Source organism: Microbispora sp. NPDC004025, assembly GCF_053604425.1.
In genome coordinates, this window is the sequence record NZ_JBSGHN010000013.1 from 42,297 (window position 1) to 62,318 (window position 20,022).

Here is a 20,022-nt window from a genome sequence, read left to right on the forward strand (position 1 = left end):
CGCGGCGGGAGGCTCATCGCCTCCCGCCGCGCCCCGCATTCTCGGAAAGCCGCGCGTTCGCCGGGCTCACATCCGCAGGCCGGTGGGCTCGGGAGCGAGCGTGTGGATCCGCAGGGCGTGCCGTACGCGCATCTCGAGTTCGTCCAGCTCGGCCGGGGTGGGCGCGTCGATGAGGAACGTCACGGCGCGGTCGTCGGAGCTGTGCAGCGGGCCGAGCTCCGCGCCGCGGTCCTTGAGCACGAGCACCGCCCGCAGCGTGGGCGGGTCGTCCGGGGCGCCGGGCGCGATCTCGGGCCACAGGCCGCCCTCGCCCACCCAGACCGGCGAGATCCCCGGCCAGTCCACCGTCACGTCGCCGAGCCGCCCGGGCTCGTGCTCCAGGTAGACCTGCCGCGCGTACCGGCGCGGCGCGGGGTAGGCCGCGGGCTCCCCGAGGGCGATGCGGACGATCTCGGGCTCCATCGGAGCGCCGGTCGCGAGTGAGTAGAGGATCGACAGGCCGTCGCCGGGGGTGCGCGCGGCGACCTCCATCAGGTACGGCCGGCCCGTGCCGTCCACCCGCCACTCGGCGTGCGCGATGCCGCATCCGAAGGCCAGCCGTTCGAGCATGCGCCGGTTGGCGTCGAGGATGACCCCGTCCACGCCGTCCAGCTCGTTCGGGACCGAGTGGGACAGCTCGACGAAGGTGCGGGCGCCCGACTCGGTCGTCTCCTTGCGGGTCACCGAGGCGAAGACGATCCGGCCGTCCTGGACGAGGCTCTCCACGGAGAACTCCTGGCCCGTCACCTTCTCCTCCACCAGCACCGTCTCGTGCGGCAGGTACGCGTCGAGCTGGGCGCGCAGCTCGGCCGGGTCGCCCACGGTCTCCACGCCCGAGCTGGAGTGGCGGCCGGTGGGCTTGACCACGACGGGGAACGACACGCCGTCCGCGGGGAACGTGGCACGCGCGGCCGGCGGGACGACCGCCGAGGCCGGGCTGAACTCCGGCAGGTACCACCGCTGCAGATACTTGCTGCGGCAGGCGCGGGTGGCCCGCAGGCCGGGGGAGGGCAGCCCCAGGGCGTCGGCGAGCAGGCCGGTCGGCTCGACCAGCGTCTCGCCGACCGCGTAGACGCCCGCGATGTCGTAGCGGTCCCGCCAGGCGCGTACGCCGGAGATCACGCCGGCGGTGAACGAGTTCTCCGTGTTGACGTCGCCGTCGGTGAAGGCGATCTCCTCGATGACCGAGGCCGGGTGCGCGGGGTCGCGCATCTGGGCCATCGCCTGCTCCCGCCAGGACGCCGGGGTGACCACGAGGATCCGCAGCCCCCGGCGGGACAGTTCGCGCAGATATAGAGGGGCCCGGCAGATCACCAGGAATGATCCGGTAAGAACGAATGCCCGAGGTTTCACTTTCGCCACCGCCGTTTCTCTCACATGCTCACGCGACCGGAGGCTAGTTCCGTGGTTTCGGGCCGGTCAATAAAATTTCCCGATAATTCGGGACGAGTCGTTTCCCGATAGGGGTGAACCGGGGTCGCCGGCCACTCTTCCGCCGGACCGGGCCGGGGGCATCGAGAAGTCCGAGGTCACCTGGGATCGCCCGGCCGCGCTGTGGGGCCGTTAGGGGTTGTGAGAAATAGGCGCCAGATCGAATCCTGAATTAGCCCGACAGGGCCGGAACATCCCGTGCACCCCCGATTGGAGGGCTGTTCACATGGCTGGCAACGGCGCCGGAGAAGACGGTCTGGAGACGCTGCGGGCCTCGCTCGACCGTATCGACGCGTCGCTGCTCGACACGCTGCGCAGGCGTATCGAGTGCTGCGTCGAAATCGCGCATTTCAAACGCGAGCACGACGTCCCGATGATGCAGCCCCACCGCATCGGCATCGTGCAGCGGCGGGCCGCCTTGTACGCGCAGGACCACGGGATCGACCCCGACTTCCTGCGCCGGCTCTACGAACTCGTCATCGCGGAGACCTGCAGGGTCGAGGACCTGGTGATCGGCGATGTCGCCGCTCGGTGAGCGCGGCGCCGGCGGCTCACCCGGCTATTCCGACACGGCTTGGAGGAACCCCGGAATGAGAACGATCCTGATCGACAACTACGACTCGTTCACCTACAACCTCTACCAACTCCTGGGCGAGGTGAACGGGCAGCCCCCGGTTGTGGTGCGCAACGACGCCGACTGGTCGCAGGTGCCGATCCACGAGTTCGACAGCGTCGTGATCTCTCCCGGGCCCGGCCGGCCCGAGCGGGCCCGCGACTTCGGCGTCAGCGCGCGGGCCATCCGTGAGAGCGGGCTGCCCGTGCTCGGCGTCTGCCTCGGCCACCAGGGCATCTGCCACCTGTTCGGCGGGACCGTCACCCACGCCCCGCAGCCGATGCACGGCCGCGTCTCGCAGGTGCGCCACACCGGGGCCGACATCTTCGCGGGCCTGCCCTCGCCGTTCTCGGTCGTGCGCTACCACTCGCTGGCGGCCACCGACCTGCCGGACGAGCTGGAGGCCGTGGCCTGGACCGACGACGGCGTGGTCATGGGGGTCCGGCACCGCACCGAGCCCGTCTGGGGCGTGCAGTTCCACCCCGAGTCGATCAGCAGCGAGCACGGCCGCGAGCTGCTGGCGAACTTCCGCGACCTCGCGCTGGCCCATGGCCGCGCCAGACGGGAGGCCGCAGCGGCCGCCCGCTCGCCGTACCGGGTGCACGTGCGCAGGCTGCCGCTGCTGCCGGACGCGGAGACCGCCTACCGCGAGCTGTTCGCGGGCAAGGAGCACGGCTTCTGGCTCGACAGCAGCTCGGTGATCGAGGGGCTGTCGCGATTCTCGTTCATGGGCGACGGCTCCGGGCCGCTCGCCGAGTACGTCACCTACCGGGTGGCGGAGGGCGCGGTCACCGTCAGGCGGTCCGGCGGACCCGCGCAGCGCGTCGAGCAGCCGTTCTTCGAGTACCTGGACGAGCGGCTGCGCGAGCGCGCCGTGCCCGCGGGCGAGGGCCTGCCGTTCGACTTCAACCTCGGGTACGTCGGTTACCTGGGCTACGAGCTCAAGGCGGAGGCGGGCGGCCAGGCCGCGCACCAGGCCGAGGAGCCCGACGCGGCGCTGCTTTTCGCCGACCGGATGCTCGTGCTCGACGACGTGGAGGGTGTCAGCTACCTGCTCGCGCTCACGAAGGACGGGGGACCGGACGCCGGCGACGCGCTCGCCTGGCTGGACGAGACGGGCGCCCGGCTGTTCTCCCTGCCCAGGCGTGAGCCGTCCGAGCCGGCCGCCTTCGCCGGCGTCGGCATGACCGATCCGGCCATCGCGGACGCGGTGGAGCTGCGGCACGACAAGCAGGGCTACCTCAGCCGGATCGGCGACTGCCTGGAGGAGATCTACCACGGCGAGTCCTACGAGATCTGCCTGACCAACGCCGTCACCGTCCGCGCCGAGATCGACCCGCTGCGGACCTACAGCCACCTGCGGACGATCAGCCCGGTGCCGTACGGCGCGCTGCTCGACTTCCCCGACGTCGCGGTGCTGAGCGCCTCGCCCGAGCGGTTCATGACGATCGGCCCCGACCGGGTCGCCGAGTCCAAGCCGATCAAGGGCACCCGGCCGCGCGGCGCGACGCCCGAGGAGGACGAGGCGCTCCGCCACGACCTGCTCAGCCGCGAGAAGGACCGCGCGGAGAACCTCATGATCGTCGATCTGATCCGCAACGACCTCAACACAGTCTGCGAGGTCGGGTCGGTGCACGTGCCCCGGCTGTTCCACGTCGAGACGTACGCGCCGGTGCACCAGCTCGTCTCCACCATCCGCGGCACGCTGCGCCCGGAGGAGTCGGTGGTGAGCTGCGTGCGGGCCGCCTTCCCCGGCGGGTCGATGACCGGCGCGCCCAAGATCCGCACAATGGAGATCATCGACCGGCTGGAGGAGGGCCCGCGCGGCGCCTACTCCGGCGCGCTCGGCTGGTTCTCCCTGGGCGGGGCCGCCGACCTCAGCATCATCATCCGCACCCTCGTCGCCACCCGGGACCGGGTCAGCTTCGGCGTCGGCGGCGCGATCGTCGCCCTGTCGGACCCCGAGGAGGAGTTCGAGGAGACCGTCGTCAAGTCCCGTGCCATGATCACCGCGGTGCTGGCCACCGCGGCCCAGACCGTGGGGGCCTGACCATGACCCGCGGGGAGACGGACCTGCTGCGGCGCTGCGTCGTCGTGGGCGGCGCGGGCGCGGTGGGCGGCCTGTTCGCCGAACACCTGCTGAAGTCCGGCGCCGAGGTGGTCGTCGTCGACCCCGCGCCCAGAATCGACCAGTCCAGCGCAGAGCAGCCCGGAGCCGAGCAGCACAGTGCCGGGGAACCGAGGTTCCTGCGGGGCGACATCACGGACATCGGGCCCGATCTCGCCGAGGAGATCGGGCGGGCCGACCTCGTCCTGCTCGCGGTGCCCGAGCCGGTGGCCCTGGCGGCGGTGAAGCAGGTCGCCGCCGCGATGCGGCCGGGCGCGCTGCTCGCCGACACGCTCTCGGTCAAGGGCCCGATCGCCGAGGCGATCCGGGCGCACGCCGGGGACGTCGAGGCGGCCGGTCTCAACCCGATGTTCGCTCCCTCACTCGGCTTCGCCGGGCGGCCGGTCGCCGCCGTCGTGATCCACGACGGTCCCCGCACCCGGGCGCTGCTGCGGCTGGTCGACAGCTGGGGCGGCCGTGCCGTACGGCTCGGCGCGCACGAGCACGACCGGCTGGCCGCGGCGACGCAGGCGCTCACCCACGCGGCGGTGCTGTCGTTCGGCTTCGCGCTGGCCCGCCTCGGCGTCGGCGTCGCCGAACTGGCAGCCGTCGCCCCGCCGCCGCACGCCACGCTGCTCGCGCTGCTGGCCCGGATCGCCTCGGGCACCCCGGAGGTGTACTGGGACGTCCAGTCGGCCAACCCGCAGGCCGCCGCCGCCCGCGCGGCGCTCGCGGAAGGCGTGCGCACACTCGCCGGCCTCCTCGACGGCCCGGCGGACGGCCCGTCGGACGGGGAGGCGGAGTTCGCGGCGGCCCTGGGCGGGCTGCGCGATCTCCTCGGCCCCGATCTCGGCTTCTACCGCGACACCTGCGCCGAGATGTTCGGCGCACTGCGCCCGTACCAGCCCAACCCCTCTACGAGCACGTCACGCCCCGTCACGACCGACTGAAAGGTGAGACCGATGACCATCTCCCACGAGACCGTCCTCACGCCGGAGCAGCGCGCCAGGTTCGCCGCCGACCCGGACCTCGGCGGCGGCAACCTGCTGACGAAGGCCATCGCGGCGAACCCGCACCCGGAGCTGCCGTTCATCCACCTGGGCCGGCCGCTGACCAACACCCGGGGTGAGCAGCAGACCGAGTTCAGCCTGCTGGAGCTGGACGAGCTGGCCCAGAGCTGGTCGGTGTGGTACCTGCGCCAGGGCGTACGCCCCCGCGACCGCGTGGCCATCTACCTGGAGGACTCCTTCGCCTACTCCCTGCACTTCTACGCGCTGGCCCAGATCGGCGCGGTGGCGGTGCTGGTCAACAGCAAGGCGTCGCGGTACATCGCCACCGAGCTGTGCCGCCAGACCAACCCGGTCGGCATGTACACCGACATCGCCCACCTGGAGATCCTCGGCGAGGAGTTCCACCTGCTGCCCGGCCTGCGGTGGACGCAGGTGGCCGAGGAGCTGCCGGCGCCGCCGCACGCCGCGCTGCCGGAGGAGGCCCGCTTCCGCCACGTCGGCGAGGACCCGGTCTCGATCCTGCACTCCTCCGGCACCACCGGGCGGCCCAAGCCGGTCATCCAGACCCACCGCTCGTGTGTGGCCGGTCCCCGCTTCCGCCTCGTGGACCACCACGAGCAGCCGGGCGCCGTGATGATGACCGCTCTGCCGCAGTCGCACCTCGGCTGCATCGCCTACACGACGTACGCCGTGCTGGGCGGCACGCCCCTCGTGCCCTGGTTCGACACCAGCGGCCCCGAGCTGGCCAAGGCCGTGGAGAAGTACCGCCCGACGACCGTCATGGCCTTCGGCCACGCGTACGCCGAGCTGGCGGGCGCGGACCTGCCGGCCGGGGCGATCGACTCGGTCAACGTCTGGATCTCCATCGGCGACGCGGTCCACGAGAAGCACATCAAGGGCATCCTGGCCATGCGCGACCCGTCGCTGCCGCCGGCCGCGTTCTTCGACCGCCTCGGCACCACCGAGCTGGGCTGGGGCGTGCTGCTGAAGGTCCGCACGCTGGCCGACGAGCGCAACGACCGGTGCGTGGGCAAGCCGGTCGGCGTCGCCGAGGTCGCCGTGCTGCGCAGGGACGGCACGGTCGCCGACGTCAACGAGGTCGGGCTGCTCGGCGCGAAGGGCCCGGCGATCACCGCCGGATACTGGAGCGACTCCGACACCACCTACCGCAGCAAGCTGTCGGGCTACTGGCTGACCGGCGACATGGCGTACCGCGACGAGGCGGGCAACTACTTCCAGGTCGACCGGGCGGTGGACGCCATCGAGACCCCGAGCGGCACCGGCTACTCGGTCTTCATGGAGGAGCTGCTGCTCAACGACCTGCCCGAGGTCCTCGACTGCGCCGTGGTGGCGGGCATCCATCGCGGCCGCACGGTCCCGGTGGCGGTCGTGACGTCCAGCGCCGCCAGGCCGGACGCGCAGCGGCTGCTCAACGAGGCGAACGAGAAGCTGAAGGCCGCCGGCCACCCCGAGCTGACCATGCTGGAGGTGGCGCGCAACGACGAGGACTTCCCGGTCGGCGTCACCGGCAAGGTCCTCAAGCGCCGGCTGCGGGAGAAGTACAGCTCGCTGTCCACCTACATCCGCGAGAACGGCGGCAAGACGCTCGGCACGATCCTCACCGACGTCTTCGTCTGATCTCCCCGCACCCGGCGCCCGATCCCGCGATCGGCACGCGATCCGCACACGATTCACACCTGATCCGCGCCGCCGGGCCGGAGGTTCCCCCCAAGGCCCGGCCCGGCGGCGTGCACGCGGAAGCGACCGCCGGCCCGACCCCCATGACAGACCCGACCACACGGATGTGGAGAGGATTCCCATGACTGACGCCGAGCTGTTGCTGGTGTTCGACTCGACGATCGATCCGTCCGGCTTCGCCGGGTGGGCCCGGCACTTCGACTCCACCGGAACCACCGCCAGGACCTACCGGCTGGGCGGGGCGGACGTGATAGTGGCCCAGGGGCCCGCCACGTTGCTGCCCGCCCCGGCCGACCTGCCCCGGCCGCGGCAGACCGTACGGGCGGGCGGCGGCTTCCGGCTCGGCCGGCGTGAGCTGTTCCCCTCGGGCACGGTCGTCTCCATCGGCCCCGCCGTGATCGGGGACGGGGACATCGCGGTCTTCGCCGGGCCCTGCGCGGTGGAGAACCCCGGGCAGATGATGTCCACGGCCGCCGCCGTCGCCCGGCACGGCGCGGTCGGCCTGCGCGGCGGCGCGTTCAAGCCGCGCACCACGCCGTACTCCTTCCAGGGCCTCAAGTGGGCGGGCCTGGAGCTCCTGGCGAAGGCCAGGGAGGAGACCGGCCTGCCGATCCTCACGGAGGTCGTCGATCCCCGGCACGTCGACCGGATGGCCGAGGTGGTCGACGGCTTCCAGATCGGCACCCGCAACATGCAGAACTTCGAGCTGCTGATCGAGGTGGGCCGCAGCGGCATGCCGGTCGTGCTCAAGCGCGGCTTCGGCTGCACGGTCGACGAACTGCTCACCGCGGCCGAGTATCTCCTGGCCGAGGGCAACGACCAGGTCGTGCTGTGCGAGCGGGGGATCAGGACGTTCGAGGGGGCCACCCGCTTCACGCTCGACCTGTCGGCGGTGGCGCTGCTCAAGCGGCGCACCCATCTGCCGGTGATGGTCGACCCCAGTCACTCGCTCGGCATCCCCGAGCTGATCGAGCCGCTCACGCTGGCCGCCGTGGCCGCGGGCGCGGACGCCCTCCTGGTCGACGTGCACGTCCAGCCCGAGCAGGCGCTGTGCGACGGCAAGCAGGCGCTGCTGCCCGAGGACTTCGCCCGGCTGATGAACCGGCTGGAGATGCTGGCGCTCGGCGTCGGCCGCCGGATGGCCCCCGCCCCGGCCGCCGACTACTCCGAGATTCACGACGCCCTCACTCCCGACGTCGTCTAGGGAGTGTCCCGTGATCTTTTGCCGTAGCGAGGATCGTCCAGGTGGATGCCTCGCAAGGCCGAGGAGGAGGCCATAGCGGAGCTATGGGCGACGACGAGAACGCAGCGAGGCGCCATCTGGGCGACCGCAGTAGGCGAAAAAGATCACTGGACACGACCAGGCCCGGCTGCGTACGAGTGCCGGTCGAGGAGGTGGAGCGATGCGCGCGGCGACGAGCACGCGCCCGGCGGACGCCGCTGTCGGTGCCGTCGACACTCACTGCCCGTACTGCGCGTTGCAGTGCGGCATGACCCTCAGCCCGGCGGGCCGCGCCTCGGTCCGGGTGCGGCCCCGCGACCCGTCCGAGGGCGGCCTGTGCCAGAAGGGCTGGACCGCCGCGGCCCTGCTCGGCTCGCCGGCCCGGCTCACCACGCCGCTCGTGCGAGACGGCGGGACGCTGCGCCCGGCGAGCTGGGACGAGGCCCTCGGCCTGGTGGCCCGCAGGATCAAGGAGATCGTCGCGGCACGGGGGCCGGACGCCGTGGCGGTCTTCGGCGGCGGCGGGCTCACCAACGAGAAGGCCTATCTGCTCGGCAAGTTCGCCCGGGTGGCGCTCGGCACCTCCCAGGTGGACTACAACGGCAGGTTCTGCATGTCGTCGGCGGCGGCCGCGGCGCACCGCGCCTTCGGGCTCGACCGGGGGCTGCCGTTCCCCCTGGCCGACCTGGACGGCGCGGACGCGGTGCTGCTCGCCGGGGCCAACCCGGCCGAGACGATGCCGCCGTTCCTGTCGCACCTGCGCCGCGCCGTGGACGCCGGCGGGCTGATCGTGGTCGATCCCCGGCGCACCCTCACGGCCGAGCGCGCCGCGCTGCACCTCGCGCCGGCCCCCGGCACCGACCTCGCGCTGGCGCTCGGCATCCTGCACGCCGCCGTGGCCGACGGACACCTCGACCACGCGTACGTCGGCGACCGGACGACGGGGTTCGAGGAGGCCTGGCGGGTGGCCGCCGGCTGGTGGCCGGAGCGGGTGGAGCGGGTGACCGGCGTCGCCGCCGCCGACCAGCGCAGGGCCGCCGCGATCCTGGCCGGGGCCGCGAACGCGTACGTGCTGACCGGGCGCGGCGCGGAGCAGCACGCCACGGGTGTGGACACGGTCGGGGCCTGGATCAACCTGGCGCTCGCGCTGGGCCTGCCCGGCCGCCGGGGCTCGGGCTGGGGCTGCCTGACCGGCCAGGGCAACGGGCAGGGCGGGCGCGAGCACGGGCAGAAGACCGACCAGCTCCCCGGCTACCGGCGAATCGACGACCCGGCGGCCCGCGCGCACGTGGCGCGGGTGTGGGGAGTCGAGCCCTCCGCGCTGCCCGGCCCGGGACGGTCGGCGTTCGAGCTGCTCGACGCGCTCGGCACGCCGGACGGCCCGTCCGCGCTGCTGGTCTTCGGCAGCAACCCCGTGGTGTCGGCGCCGCACGCGGGCAGGGTGGCCGGCCGGCTGGCCGCGCTCGATCTCCTCGTGGTCGCCGACCTCGTGCTGTCGGAGACCGCCAGGGCCGCCGACGTGGTGCTGCCGATAACGCAGTGGGCCGAGGAGGACGGCACGATGACCAACCTCGAAGGGCGCGTGCTGCTGCGCCGCCGCGCGCTCGCCCCGCCGCCCGGGGTGCGCACCGACCTGGAGGTCCTGCACGACCTCGCCGTACGGCTCGGGCAGCCGCCCGGGCGCTTCCCCGCCGATCCCGAGACGGTCTTCACCGAGCTGCGGGCGGCCTCGCAGGACGGCCCGGCCGACTACTCGGGTGTGACGTGGGACCGGCTGCGGGCCGGGGAGCGGCTCCACTGGCCTGTCCCGACGGTGCCGGTCCCCCGGCAGCCCGGACACGAGGAGCAGGAACACGAGCGGCAGGGACGTCGGCAGCAGGGACATCGGGGGACGCCGCGGCTGTTCCTGGAGCGCTTCGCCCATCCCGACGGGCGGGCCAGGTTCGCTTCCGTGGACCACAGAGGGCCGGCCGAACCGCCGGACGAGGAGTTCCCGCTCTACGCCATCACCGGGCGGGTGCTCCAGCACTACCAGTCGGGTGCGCAGACCCGGCGCGTGGAGGAGCTCCGCGCGGCCGTGCCCGAGGCGTACGTCGAGGTGCATCCGGACACCGCGCGGCGGGCCGGGCTGCGGGACGGCGCGGCGGCGCAGGTCGTCGGCAGGCGCGGGCGGGTCCTCGCGAGGGTGCGCTGCGTGCCGTCGATGCGGCCCGACGTGGTCTTCCTGCCGTTCCACTTTCCGGGCGCCCAGCGCGCCAACCTCGTGACCAATCCGGCGCTCGATCCCGTCAGCCGGATGCCCGAATTCAAGGTCTGCGCCGTACGGCTGTCGCCGGCGGCGGAACGGGAGGCCGCGCGATGACCGGTGTCACCAAGGTCGTGATCGCCGGCTACGGCATGGCCGGCGCCCGGCTGGCGGAGGAGATCCGCCGCCGGGATCCGATGGGGGAGCGCGTCGCGATCGTCGCGATCGGGGAGGAGCCGCACCCGCCGTACAACCGGGTCCTGCTGTCGAACGTGCTGGCGGGCGCGATGTCCGCCGAGTCGGTGCGGCTGCAGGAGGAGGACTGGGGCGCCGGGCACGGCGTCGAGGTCCGGCGGGGCCGGACGGTCGTGTCGATCGACCGCGCCGGGCGCCATGTCGTGCTCGACGACGGCACACGGGTCGGCTACGACGTGCTCGTGCTGGCCACCGGCGCCCGCGCGTGGCTGCCGCCGGTGGAGGGCCTGCTCGGCGACGACGGCGGCCCGGCCCCCGGCGTGGCGACGTTCCGCACGCTGGACGACTGCGCCGCGATCACGGCCGGGGCGCGGGGCGGCGTGCGGGTGGCCGTGCTCGGCGGCGGCCTGCTCGGCCTGGAGGCGGCCAGGGGCCTGGCGGCGCGCGGCAACGCGGTCACCGTCGTCCACCACACCGGCCACCTCATGGAGCGCCAGCTCGACCACGGCGCGGGCCAGGTGCTCGCCCGGGTCCTCGGCGGTCTCGGCGTGCGGGTGCTGCTGAACTCGCGGGCGGCCCGCTACCTGCCGGGCGACGGGCTCAAGCTGGACGACGGCCGGCTGGTCGCCGCCGACCTCCTCGTCGTGGCGGCCGGGGTGCGCCCGCAGACCGAGCAGGCGTCCGCCGCCGGGCTCACCGTCGACGGCGGCGTGCTGGTCGACGACGACCTGCGCACGAGCGACCCGCTGATCCACGCCATCGGCGACTGCGCGCGGCATCCCGGCACGGTGGCCGGCCTGGTGCAGCCCGCCTGGGAGCAGGCCGCCGCGCTGGCCGCGCTGCTCACCGGCACGCGGTCGCCGTACCGCGGCACGAAGGTGGTCACCCGGCTCAAGGCGAGCGGGGTGGACCTGGCCGCGCTGGGCGACGTGCACGCCGCGCCGGACGACCCGCGCGCCGAGGTGCTGTGGCTGAGCGAACCGGCCCGGGGCCGCTACGCCAAGCTCGTCGTCCGCGACGAGCGGGTCGCGGGGGCCATCGCGATCGGCGTGCCCGACGCCGCCGCCGCGATCACGCAGTTCTACGACCGCGGGCTGCCCGTGCCGCCCGACCGGCTCGCGTTGCTGCTCGGCCGGGCCATGCCGTACGGCGAGGGCGCCGCCCCCGGCGAGGGGAACGCGGCGGCGCTGCCGGGGACGAGCGTGGTGTGCCGCTGCAACACGGTCAGCAAGGACGCCCTGGCCGCCGCGTGGCGGTCGGGGGCCCGTGACGTGACCGCGCTCGCCTCCGCCACCCGGGCCACCACGGGGTGCGGCACCTGCGCCGACGCGGTGTGCGGCATCGCCCGCTGGCTCGCCGAGTCCGAGAACGCCTGACCTCCGACAACGCCCGACTCCGACAACGCCCGACTCCGAGAACCGCCTGACGAGGAGACGCACATGAGCGCGCGAACCAGGGCCGCCCGGCGCGGCCGCGGCTGGATCGAGCACTGGAACCCGGAGGACGAGGAGTTCTGGGAGACCACCGGACGCCGGGTGGCCCGGCGCAACCTGATCCTGTCGGTCTTCACCGAGCACCTGGGCTTCGCGATCTGGGTGCTGTGGTCGGTGGTGGTGCTGAGCCTGCCCGCCGCGGGGCTCCCGATGAGCGTGTCGGAGTCGTTCTGGCTCGTCTCCGCGCCCAACCTGGTGGGCGCGGCGATCCGGATCCCGTACACGTTCGCGGTGCCGCGCTTCGGCGGCCGGGTGTGGACGACGATCTCGGCGGCGCTGCTGTTGATCCCGTCCTCGCTGCTGGCGTTCGTCGTGCCGAGCGGCTGGCTGGCCGCGCAGGACCACGACACGAGGTTCTGGATCCTGCTCGCCTGCGCCGCCGTGGCCGGCGTCGGCGGCGGCAACTTCTCCTCCTCGATGGCGAACATCTCGTTCTTCTATCCCGAGCGGCGCAAGGGCTTCGCACTCGGCCTCAACGCGGCGGGCGGCAACCTCGGCGTCGCGGTCGTCCAGCTCCTGGTGCCGCTGGTGGTCGTCGCCGGGGTGCCGGTGGCGGCGTCGGGCACGCGGGTCCACCTCGCGTACGCCGGGCTGGTCTGGATGCCGTTCATCGTGCTGGCCGCGGTCTGCGCCTGGCTGTTCATGGACGGCCTCGCCGAGGCCAAGGCCGACCCCCGGTCGTACGCCGCGGCGCTGCGGCACGGGCAGACCTGGATCGTGTCGCTGCTCTACGTCGGCACGTTCGGCTCGTTCATCGGGTTCTCCTTCGCGCTGCCGCTGGTGATCAGGACGACGTTCCCGGAGTTCCTCGCCCAGCACCCGTTCGTGCGCGACTACCTCGCCGGGCTCGGCTTCGTCGGAGCGCTGGCGGGGTCGGTCGCCCGGCCGCTCGGGGGCCGGCTGTCGGACCGGTACGGCGGCGCCCGGGTCACGCTGGCCGTCTTCGGCGGGATGGTGGTGGCGACGGTCGCGGCGGCGGGCGGGGTGATCCGCCATGACTTCGGCCTGTTCTTCTGCGCCTACCTAATCGTCTTCGCCTGCTCCGGCGTGGGCAACGGCTCGACGTACCGGATGATTCCGGTCATCTTCGGCGAGCTGGGGCGCAGGGAGGCGGCCGTACGCGGTCTCGACCCGGCGCTGACCGCGACGGACTACAAGCGCAGGGCCGCGGCCGTGATCGGCATCGCCGGGGCGATCGGCGCGTTCGGCGGGTTCCTGATCCAGCAGGTGTTCCGCCTGGCGAGCACCGAGGCGGCGAGCGCGATGAAGGGGGCGACCGGCGCCGCCGCGGCCCGCGTCGCCCAGGAGCACGCGGGCTGGTCGCTGCCCGCCCTGTGGATCTTCGTCGGCTCCTACGTGCTGCTCGCCGGGCTCACGTGGTGGACCTACCTGCGGCGCGGGCCGAGCCACGCGCCGAGCTTCGCCTACGCGCGGGTGTGAATTTTCGTAGCACTCCGGCGTAACCAAAGTTGTAGGCCGTGTGCCCCTTCCGTCATCCGGCCCGGTCATTAGGGTGCGCGGCCGTTGTGGCGGCCATGGGTGCGTGCCAACGTGCTGGTCATAGGGCCCGCGAAACAGGCTCGTACGGGGATTTGGAGGGATTTCGATGGCACGTCGCATCCGTGTGAGCAAGCCGACCAGGAAGCCCCAGTCGAACTCGCCCGATCTCCGCACGCCGTCCGGACGCGAGCTGCCCTACTGACCCCGACCGCCGCCACAGAAGAAAGGAGGATCCCGGATGAGCGACCTCGTCATGGTCATGCCCTACCGGGCGTTCGTCATCAAGGCCCGTGAGGAGGGGCACCGGATCTGCGCTATCTGGGATCCCACCCTGCAGACGCCGGACTACCTGGCCGGCATCGCCGACCTCGCCGACGCCCTCGTGCTCACCGACTTCGCCGACCCCGTCGCGTTCGACCGGTCCGTACGGCAGGCCGTGCGCGACTTCGGCGCCGACCTCGTCTACCACATCGGGGCCGAGGAGAGCATGCTCGCCACCTACCGCATCGCGGAGGACCTGGGCAAGGCGGTCAACCCGGCCAGGTCGGTCGAACTGCTCAACGACAAGCTCCAGCTGCGCCGGCTGCTCGCCGAGCACGACCTGTCCCCGGTGCGGTTCGCCCACGCGGCGCGCTGGCAGGACGTGCCCGGCCTGCTCGGCGGCTTCGAGCTGCCGGTGGTCGTCAAGCCGACCGAGCTGGCCGGCAGCCGGGGCGTGTACCTGCTGCGCGAGCCCGGCCAGGTCGCCGAATGGGGCGCGCTGCTCGACTCCTACGGCTACCGCGGCCCGGTCCTGGTCGAGGAGTATCTGCGCGGCCCCGAATACAGCGTGGAGTCGCTCAGCGACCACGGCCGCCACCAGATCGTGGGCGTCACCCGCAAGGTGCTCGGCCCGCCGCCGCTGTTCGTCGAGGCCGGGCACGTGCACCCCGCACAGGCCGGGCCGGACACGGCGGCGATGGCCGAGCTGACGGCCGAGATGCTGCGGCTGACCGGATACCAGACCGGCCCGGCCCACACCGAGATCATCTGGACCGCCGCCGGCCCCCGGATCGTCGAGTCGCAGGCGCGGCTCGGCGGCGACCAGATCCCGCGCCTGGTGCAGCTCGCCACCGGGCTCGACATCGAGCGGGCCGTCTTCCGGATCCTCGGCGGCAGGCCGCCGGGCGCGGTGGAGCGCCGGGCGGTCGCCCACATCTCCTACTTCAGCCTGACCCCCGGCGAGGTCCGCGCCGTGGCGGGCGTGGAGGAGGCCAGGGCGCTCGACTTCGTGGACATGCTGGAGTTCCCCTTCCGGCCGGGCGACCGGATCCCGGAGACGGTCGACTGGCGCACCCGGCACGGCTTCGTCGTGGTGACCGGGGAGACCGAGGAGCAGGCCGTCGCCCGGGCGCGGCACGTCCACTCGCTCGTACGCGCCGAGGTGGCCGAGCCCGTCGCGGCCGGGGCGGGCGTGCCGTCGTGAACCTGTCCGCGCTCCATCCCAATCTGAGGATCCGCATCGCGGTCGGGTTCCTGCAGCGCCTGCTCGACTCGATGGTCATGTCGTTCATGGCCATCTACCTCGCCTTCGAGTACGGCGTGGCGATCGCGGGCGTACTGGTCGTGACCGTCATGGTGCTCGGCGTCGTGGGCACGCTGGCGGGCGGGCACATGTCCGACACCCGCGGGCGGCGGCGCACGCTGCTGCTCGGCGAGACCGGCGTCTGCCTGACGTTCGCGCTGATGGCGGTCGCCGACTCGCCCGCCTGGCACAGCCCGGCGCTCGTCTACTGCGGCTACCTCGTCAACAAGTTCGCCGCGAGCTTCGCGATGCCGGCCAACGACGCGATGATCCTCGACGTCACGACCCCCGAGAGCCGCAAGCTCGTTTACACGATCAACTACTGGTCGATCAACCTCGCGCTGGCCTTCGGCGCGCTGCTCGGCGGTTTCCTCTACAACGGCCACTTCACGCTGCTGCTCGCCCTGGCCGCCGGGGGCACGGTCGCGATCGCCGCGGCCACGTACTTCCTGATCGCGGAGACCAAGCCGGAGCAGACCGAGGAGGAGACAGGCGCGGCGGCCCAGCCACGCGGCTCGATCCTGCGGGACTTCGCCTCCGGCTACCGGCTGGTGCTCCAGGACCGCGCCTTCGGCCGGTTGCTGGTGGCCGCCACGCTGTTCATGTCCATCGAGCTGCAGCTGATCAACTACATCGGCGTACGGCTGGCCAGGGACCTGCCGGAGCAGAACCTGCTGGCGATCGGGTCCTGGGCGGTCCGGGTGGACGGCGTCGAGATGCTCGGCATCCTCCGCGCGGAGAACACCGTGCTCGTCGTGGCGCTCGCGCTCGTCGCGCACCTGGTGCTGCGCCGGGTGCCCGACCGCGTCCGGATGTACGCCGGGGCCGGGCTGTTCACCGCGGGATACATGGTGCTGGCCGTCAGCGACACCGGCTGGGTCCTGCTCGTGGCCGCGCTGGTGCTCACCGTGGGTGAGCTCATGGACGTGCCGGTGCGGCAGGCCCTGCTCGCCGACATGGTCCCGGCCGCGTCCCGCACCCGCTACATGGCGGTCTACAACCTCAACATCCGGGTGGCCCTGGTCGTCGCGTCACTGTGCATCACGATCGGCTCGGTCCTCCCGCCGTGGGGCATGGCCGCGCTGTACGGCGTGTTCGGCCTGGTCATCATCTGGCAGTACCGCGCGATCCTCACCCCCTCCGCCGCCCGCGCCGAACTCGCGCGGGTGTGATCCGGGAGAGCCCCGATGAACCTGACCAGACATGAGACCGGCGCCAGGCATGGCACCGGCGCGGTGCTGCGGGCCGCGGAGCTGGAGTATCGGCGCCACGGCGACTGCTTCGTGAGCCCGGTGACCGGCCCGCACGCCGGCGCGCGGCACGCCGCCGTCGACGCGGTCCGCATTCCCGCGGGCCGCCAGTGGTCACCGCCCGGCGCGGCGGCGGCCGAGCAGATCGCGGTCGTGCTGGCCGGCGCGGGCGTGGGCACCGTCGGCTACGAGATCAGCCGGATGCGCGCCGCCTCGGCGCTGTACTCGCCCGCCGGCAGAACGTACTCGCTGTCGGCCGGCGACCGGGAGATGACCGTCTACGTCTGGAGCGCCGTGCCGTCCGAGGACGGCCCGGCCGGCACTGTCCGGCCCGGCGCCGGCCCGGCCCGGTTCCGCTCATTGTGGAACGGCGAGACCTGGCTGACCCCGCCTGCCGCGAACGTCCTGTTCCGGCCGGGGGCCGGCCGTGCGGGGCTCTGCCTGCGCTGCGGCATCATGCAGCCGGGGGAGACGCTCGGCGTCCGCCCGCACGAGGAGAACGAGGCGGCGTACTTCGTCTTCGAGGGAGAGGGACAGTTCTACCTGCACGACCGGTGGGTGGACCTGGGACCGGGCGACGGCGTCTTCGCGCCGCCGGGCGTCCGGCACGGCGCCCGCAACCCCCACTCGGGCCACCTCGCCAGCCGCTTCGTCGTGTTCGGCGGTTCCGTGGCAGGAATTCCGTCATATCTGGCCGATGATTTGCCGGATTTGTAGCACGAACGGTCGTAGCGGTGGGGAAAAATAGGGGTGGAAAATCCGCCTCATGCAATCCGAGAGGTATCGGGTGCATCCTCGCGTTTCTCATACCTCCATTACTTCCAGCGGTGTCCACGTGAATGACGAAGCGATATCGAAGCCCTTCAAGCGGTCACGGCCACGCCGGTCGCGGGCGGCGTCATGCGGCGCGTGAGCCTCGGCGGGCAGGGCCTCGTCGCCGCGAGCCTCGGGCTCGGCTGCACCGCGCTGACCGGCGCGTACGGCCCCGCCGACCCCGATGAGGCGCTGCGGGTCGTCCGGCGCGCGCTCGACGGCGGCGTGTCGCTGATCGATCTGACCGACGGCGGCGGCGAGGCCGAGCGCCTGGTGGGCAAGGCCGTCGCCCACCGGCGGGACGAGGCGCTGATCGCGGCCGGCCCCGGTACGGGCCCGGGCGGCCGCGTCTGCGGCCCCGAGGACCTCGGCAGGGCCTGCGACGCCTCGCTGTCCCGCCTGGGCGTCGAGCGGATCGACCTGTTCGTGGTGGACCCCGGCGCCGGCGACGCGCCGATCGAGGAGACGATGGGAGCCGCCGGCCGTCTCCAGGACGCCGGGAAGATCGCGCACATCGGCGTCCGCGGGCTGGACGGAAAGCGGTTGCGGCGCGCGCACGCGGCGCGGCCCGTCGTCGCGGTCGCGGTGGAGTACTCCCTGTGGCGACGCCGGGCGGAGCGCGAGCTGCTGCCGGTGGCGCGCGAGCTGGGAATGGGCGTCATCGCCGGCAGGCCGCTCGGCCGGGGCTTCCTGACCGGCAGGATCACCTCGCCGGTCCAGCTCGCCACGGGAGACGTGCGCCGCCGCGACCCGCGCTTCTCACCGAAGAGCCTGGAGACCGAGCTGCTGCGGCTGCGCGACGCCCAGCGGGTGGCGGCCGAGATGGACGTCGGCATGGGCCGGCTGGCGATCGCCTGGCTGCTGGCGCAGGGCGACGACATCGTGCCGGTGCCGAGCACGCGCGACCTGGTCCACCTCGAGATGAACCTCACCGCGACCGGCATCCTGCTGCCCGAGCCGGTCAAGGCCCGCCTCGCCGGGACGTTCCCCCTGGACGACGACTGAGGATCCCCGGCGCCCGCGGGTCAGGGGAACGACCGCTGCCCCCGCATGCCGGGGTTGGGCCGGGGCCGGGGCGCCGGCTGGTCGCGGCGCGGCGTGATGAGCGAGGCGGCCAGCGCCTTGTTGACCGCGTCGATCCGGGAGACGGCGCCGAGCTTGGTGAAGATGTTGTGCAGGTGCCGCTTGATCGTCGCCTCGGTGAGCGTGAGGCGGGTGGCGATCTGGTAGTTGCTCAGCGCCTGCGCGGCGAGCTCGAGGATCTCCCGCTCCCTGTCGGTCAGCACCACCTTCGACCCGCCCCCCTGCACCTGGGCGAACGAGTCGCGCGAGACGGCGAGCACGAGCCGGTCGGGCTCGGCCCTGACGCTCCTGACGGCCGACACCAGCTCCTGACGGTGCACGCTCTTGAGCAGGTAGCCGCGGATGCCCGCCGCCAGCAGGCGGCTGAGCAGCTGGGGGCCGTCGTACATGCTGAGGATGATGATCTGCGATTCGGGTGAGATCTGTCGCATGCGGGCCACCGTCTGGGTGGCGTCGTCGCCGGGGATCTCGACGTCCAGGAGGACCACGTCGGGCCGCTCCCGCTCGACCAGGGCCACGGCCCCGCCGGAGTCGCCCGCCTCGCCGACGACCTCGAAGTCATCCTGGGCCTCCAGGATCTCGCGCAGGCCCTCACGGAACAGCGCGTGGTCGTCGATGACGGCGATAGTGATCATGTTGTCCCCGATCGGGTCATGCGGTGAGCCCTGAGAAGGGCACGTACAGTTCGACGTGCGTGCCGTGGCCCGGCCTGCTCGTGATGGTGGTCGTCCCGCCGATGATGGCGGCGCGCTCCTGCATCGACAGCAGGCCCACGCCGTCCGACCGGCCGCAGCCCTCCGCGAACCCCAGGCCGTCGTCGTCCACGGACGCGCGCAGCTCGTGCGGGGCGAAGTCGACCCGGATCAGCACCTTGCTGGGGTTGCCGTGGCTGAGCGAGTTCCTGGCCGCCTCACGCAGGATGAGGAAGGACTCGTCGCGGACGGTGGGAGAGGCCCACGTCTCGTCCCCGCTGACCCGCAGCCGGATGTCCACCTCGTCCATGTCCACGGTCTCGAGGTAGTACAGCAGGGCCTTCTCCAGGCTGTTCATCGGCTCCTGCGGGTGCAGCTCGCTGGTGACCGCGCGCAGGTTCTGCATGGTCTCCAGGATGGCCTGCTGGGCGGTCTCCACCTTGGCGGTCGCCGTCGCGGGCTTGTTCGCCCGGTGCAGGTCGTACAGCTCGAGCTGCCGGTGGGCGACGCTGAGGCCGTGCCCGAGGCGGTCGTGCAGTTCGCGGGCGATCCGGCGGCGCTCCTCGATCTGGGCCTCGTGGACCTTGTCGAGGAGGAAACTCGAGTAGCTGGCCGAGGCCTCCCTGATCCGTGTCGTGATGCTGCGCTCCAGCCCCAGCACGACCAGCGTGAGCAGCCGCATCGACTCGGCGTCGCCGGGCATGCGCTCCAGCAGGCAGGTCACGACCGCCTGGAACCACACCGACGCCGCGCGGAGCGACTCGTCCGGGTGGACGCCGCTCGCCGCCCTGGTCGCACCCACCTCCCAGGCGATGATCTTGTGGGAGTCACCCACCCTGATGCTGCCGGACCGCAGCGTCTCCGCGACGTCGTCGAGGATCTGCTCGGCGTTCGCCAGCGCCTGCCGCAGGGCGGTCGGGTCGCGGCTGATCGGGCTGTCCAGTGCCGCCAGGTTCCGTGCGTACGCTTCCAGAATCTCGGAGCGATGCGCTTCGAGGAAACCCTCGAAGTCCGGGACCTCCGGTCCCAGTTCTCCATCTCCCGCCAATGGACCCTCCGAGAGGAAG

General features: G+C 72.8%; 15 protein-coding genes. 12 read left to right on the forward strand and 3 right to left on the reverse strand.

The annotated features are described in order from the left end of the window. Positions 1-66: 66 nt before the first annotated feature. A complete protein-coding gene (locus tag ACWEQG_RS28125) occupies positions 67-1,353 on the reverse strand; it encodes an ATP-grasp domain-containing protein (protein ID WP_452289233.1) in 1,287 nt (428 codons plus the stop codon). Between the two features lie 343 nt (positions 1,354-1,696). Here ACWEQG_RS28125 and ACWEQG_RS28130 point away from each other — a divergent pair, with 343 nt between their 5' ends. The 12 genes from ACWEQG_RS28130 to ACWEQG_RS28185 all read left to right on the forward strand — a co-directional run bounded on the left by ACWEQG_RS28130 (position 1,697) and on the right by ACWEQG_RS28185 (position 18,185). After that, positions 1,697-2,005 carry a chorismate mutase family protein gene (locus tag ACWEQG_RS28130; protein ID WP_363466441.1) on the forward strand — a complete coding sequence of 103 codons (309 nt, stop codon included), beginning with the start codon at positions 1,697-1,699 and terminating at the stop codon, positions 2,003-2,005. Between the two features lie 55 nt (positions 2,006-2,060). Next, positions 2,061-4,133: an aminodeoxychorismate synthase component I gene (gene pabB, locus ACWEQG_RS28135; protein WP_452289235.1), complete on the forward strand. Its 2,073-nt coding sequence runs from the start codon at positions 2,061-2,063 to the stop codon at positions 4,131-4,133. Between the two features lie 2 nt (positions 4,134-4,135). Further along, on the forward strand, positions 4,136-5,140 hold the full coding sequence (locus tag ACWEQG_RS28140) for a prephenate dehydrogenase/arogenate dehydrogenase family protein (RefSeq protein ID WP_452289237.1): 1,005 nt from the start codon (positions 4,136-4,138) through the stop codon (positions 5,138-5,140). A 12-nt stretch (positions 5,141-5,152) separates the two neighbouring features. Then, positions 5,153-6,838 carry a class I adenylate-forming enzyme family protein gene (locus tag ACWEQG_RS28145; RefSeq protein WP_452289239.1) on the forward strand — a complete coding sequence of 562 codons (1,686 nt, stop codon included), beginning with the start codon at positions 5,153-5,155 and terminating at the stop codon, positions 6,836-6,838. A gap of 181 nt (positions 6,839-7,019) precedes the next feature. Beyond that, positions 7,020-8,102, forward strand: coding sequence for a 3-deoxy-7-phosphoheptulonate synthase (gene aroF, locus ACWEQG_RS28150; RefSeq protein WP_363466431.1), 1,083 nt, complete (start codon positions 7,020-7,022; stop codon positions 8,100-8,102). A 199-nt stretch (positions 8,103-8,301) separates the two neighbouring features. After that, entirely contained in the window at positions 8,302-10,482 is a 2,181-nt protein-coding gene (locus ACWEQG_RS28155) for a molybdopterin oxidoreductase family protein (RefSeq protein ID WP_452289241.1), read from the forward strand. Beyond that, positions 10,479-11,936, forward strand: a complete 1,458-nt coding sequence (locus tag ACWEQG_RS28160) for an FAD-dependent oxidoreductase (protein ID WP_452289243.1) — start codon at positions 10,479-10,481, stop codon at positions 11,934-11,936. Before ACWEQG_RS28155 ends, ACWEQG_RS28160 begins: the two co-directional genes overlap by 4 nt. 63 nt (positions 11,937-11,999) lie before the next feature. Continuing rightward, positions 12,000-13,493: an MFS transporter gene (locus tag ACWEQG_RS28165; RefSeq protein WP_452289245.1), complete on the forward strand. Its 1,494-nt coding sequence runs from the start codon at positions 12,000-12,002 to the stop codon at positions 13,491-13,493. Positions 13,494-13,791: 298 nt separating this feature from the next. Next, the gene (locus ACWEQG_RS28170) at positions 13,792-15,018 is read left to right on the forward strand and encodes an ATP-grasp domain-containing protein (protein ID WP_363466422.1); all 1,227 of its coding nucleotides are present in this window, start codon (positions 13,792-13,794) and stop codon (positions 15,016-15,018) included. After that, positions 15,015-16,289 carry an MFS transporter gene (locus tag ACWEQG_RS28175; protein ID WP_363466419.1) on the forward strand — a complete coding sequence of 425 codons (1,275 nt, stop codon included), beginning with the start codon at positions 15,015-15,017 and terminating at the stop codon, positions 16,287-16,289. Before ACWEQG_RS28170 ends, ACWEQG_RS28175 begins: the two co-directional genes overlap by 4 nt. A gap of 15 nt (positions 16,290-16,304) precedes the next feature. After that, a complete protein-coding gene (locus ACWEQG_RS28180; RefSeq protein WP_452289246.1) occupies positions 16,305-17,084 on the forward strand; it encodes a cupin domain-containing protein in 780 nt (259 codons plus the stop codon). Between the two features lie 183 nt (positions 17,085-17,267). Further along, positions 17,268-18,185, forward strand: coding sequence for an aldo/keto reductase (locus ACWEQG_RS28185; protein WP_452289248.1), 918 nt, complete (start codon positions 17,268-17,270; stop codon positions 18,183-18,185). A gap of 20 nt (positions 18,186-18,205) precedes the next feature. Here ACWEQG_RS28185 and ACWEQG_RS28190 read toward each other — a convergent pair whose 3' ends face one another. After that, complete coding sequence (locus ACWEQG_RS28190; protein WP_452289250.1) at positions 18,206-18,898, reverse strand: response regulator transcription factor; 693 nt, start codon at positions 18,896-18,898, stop codon at positions 18,206-18,208. 16 nt (positions 18,899-18,914) lie between these two features. After that, positions 18,915-20,003: a sensor histidine kinase gene (locus ACWEQG_RS28195; RefSeq protein WP_452289252.1), complete on the reverse strand. Its 1,089-nt coding sequence runs from the start codon at positions 20,001-20,003 to the stop codon at positions 18,915-18,917. Between the last annotated feature and the right edge of the window lie 19 nt (positions 20,004-20,022).

What these genes read in the sequence shown, in the direction of transcription:
- ACWEQG_RS28130 (WP_363466441.1), top strand. Translation starts at nt 1,697, where the DNA reads ATGGCTGGCAACGGCGCCGGAGAAGACGGTCTGGAGACGCTGCGGGCC.
- pabB (WP_452289235.1), top strand. Translation starts at nt 2,061, where the DNA reads ATGAGAACGATCCTGATCGACAACTACGACTCGTTCACCTACAACCTC.
- ACWEQG_RS28140 (WP_452289237.1), top strand. Translation starts at nt 4,136, where the DNA reads ATGACCCGCGGGGAGACGGACCTGCTGCGGCGCTGCGTCGTCGTGGGC.
- ACWEQG_RS28145 (WP_452289239.1), top strand. Translation starts at nt 5,153, where the DNA reads ATGACCATCTCCCACGAGACCGTCCTCACGCCGGAGCAGCGCGCCAGG.
- aroF (WP_363466431.1), top strand. Translation starts at nt 7,020, where the DNA reads ATGACTGACGCCGAGCTGTTGCTGGTGTTCGACTCGACGATCGATCCG.
- ACWEQG_RS28155 (WP_452289241.1), top strand. Translation starts at nt 8,302, where the DNA reads ATGCGCGCGGCGACGAGCACGCGCCCGGCGGACGCCGCTGTCGGTGCC.
- ACWEQG_RS28160 (WP_452289243.1), top strand. Translation starts at nt 10,479, where the DNA reads ATGACCGGTGTCACCAAGGTCGTGATCGCCGGCTACGGCATGGCCGGC.
- ACWEQG_RS28165 (WP_452289245.1), top strand. Translation starts at nt 12,000, where the DNA reads ATGAGCGCGCGAACCAGGGCCGCCCGGCGCGGCCGCGGCTGGATCGAG.
- ACWEQG_RS28170 (WP_363466422.1), top strand. Translation starts at nt 13,792, where the DNA reads ATGAGCGACCTCGTCATGGTCATGCCCTACCGGGCGTTCGTCATCAAG.
- ACWEQG_RS28180 (WP_452289246.1), top strand. Translation starts at nt 16,305, where the DNA reads ATGAACCTGACCAGACATGAGACCGGCGCCAGGCATGGCACCGGCGCG.
- ACWEQG_RS28185 (WP_452289248.1), top strand. Translation starts at nt 17,268, where the DNA reads ATGCGGCGCGTGAGCCTCGGCGGGCAGGGCCTCGTCGCCGCGAGCCTC.
- ACWEQG_RS28190 (WP_452289250.1), bottom strand. Translation starts at nt 18,898, where the DNA reads ATGATCACTATCGCCGTCATCGACGACCACGCGCTGTTCCGTGAGGGC.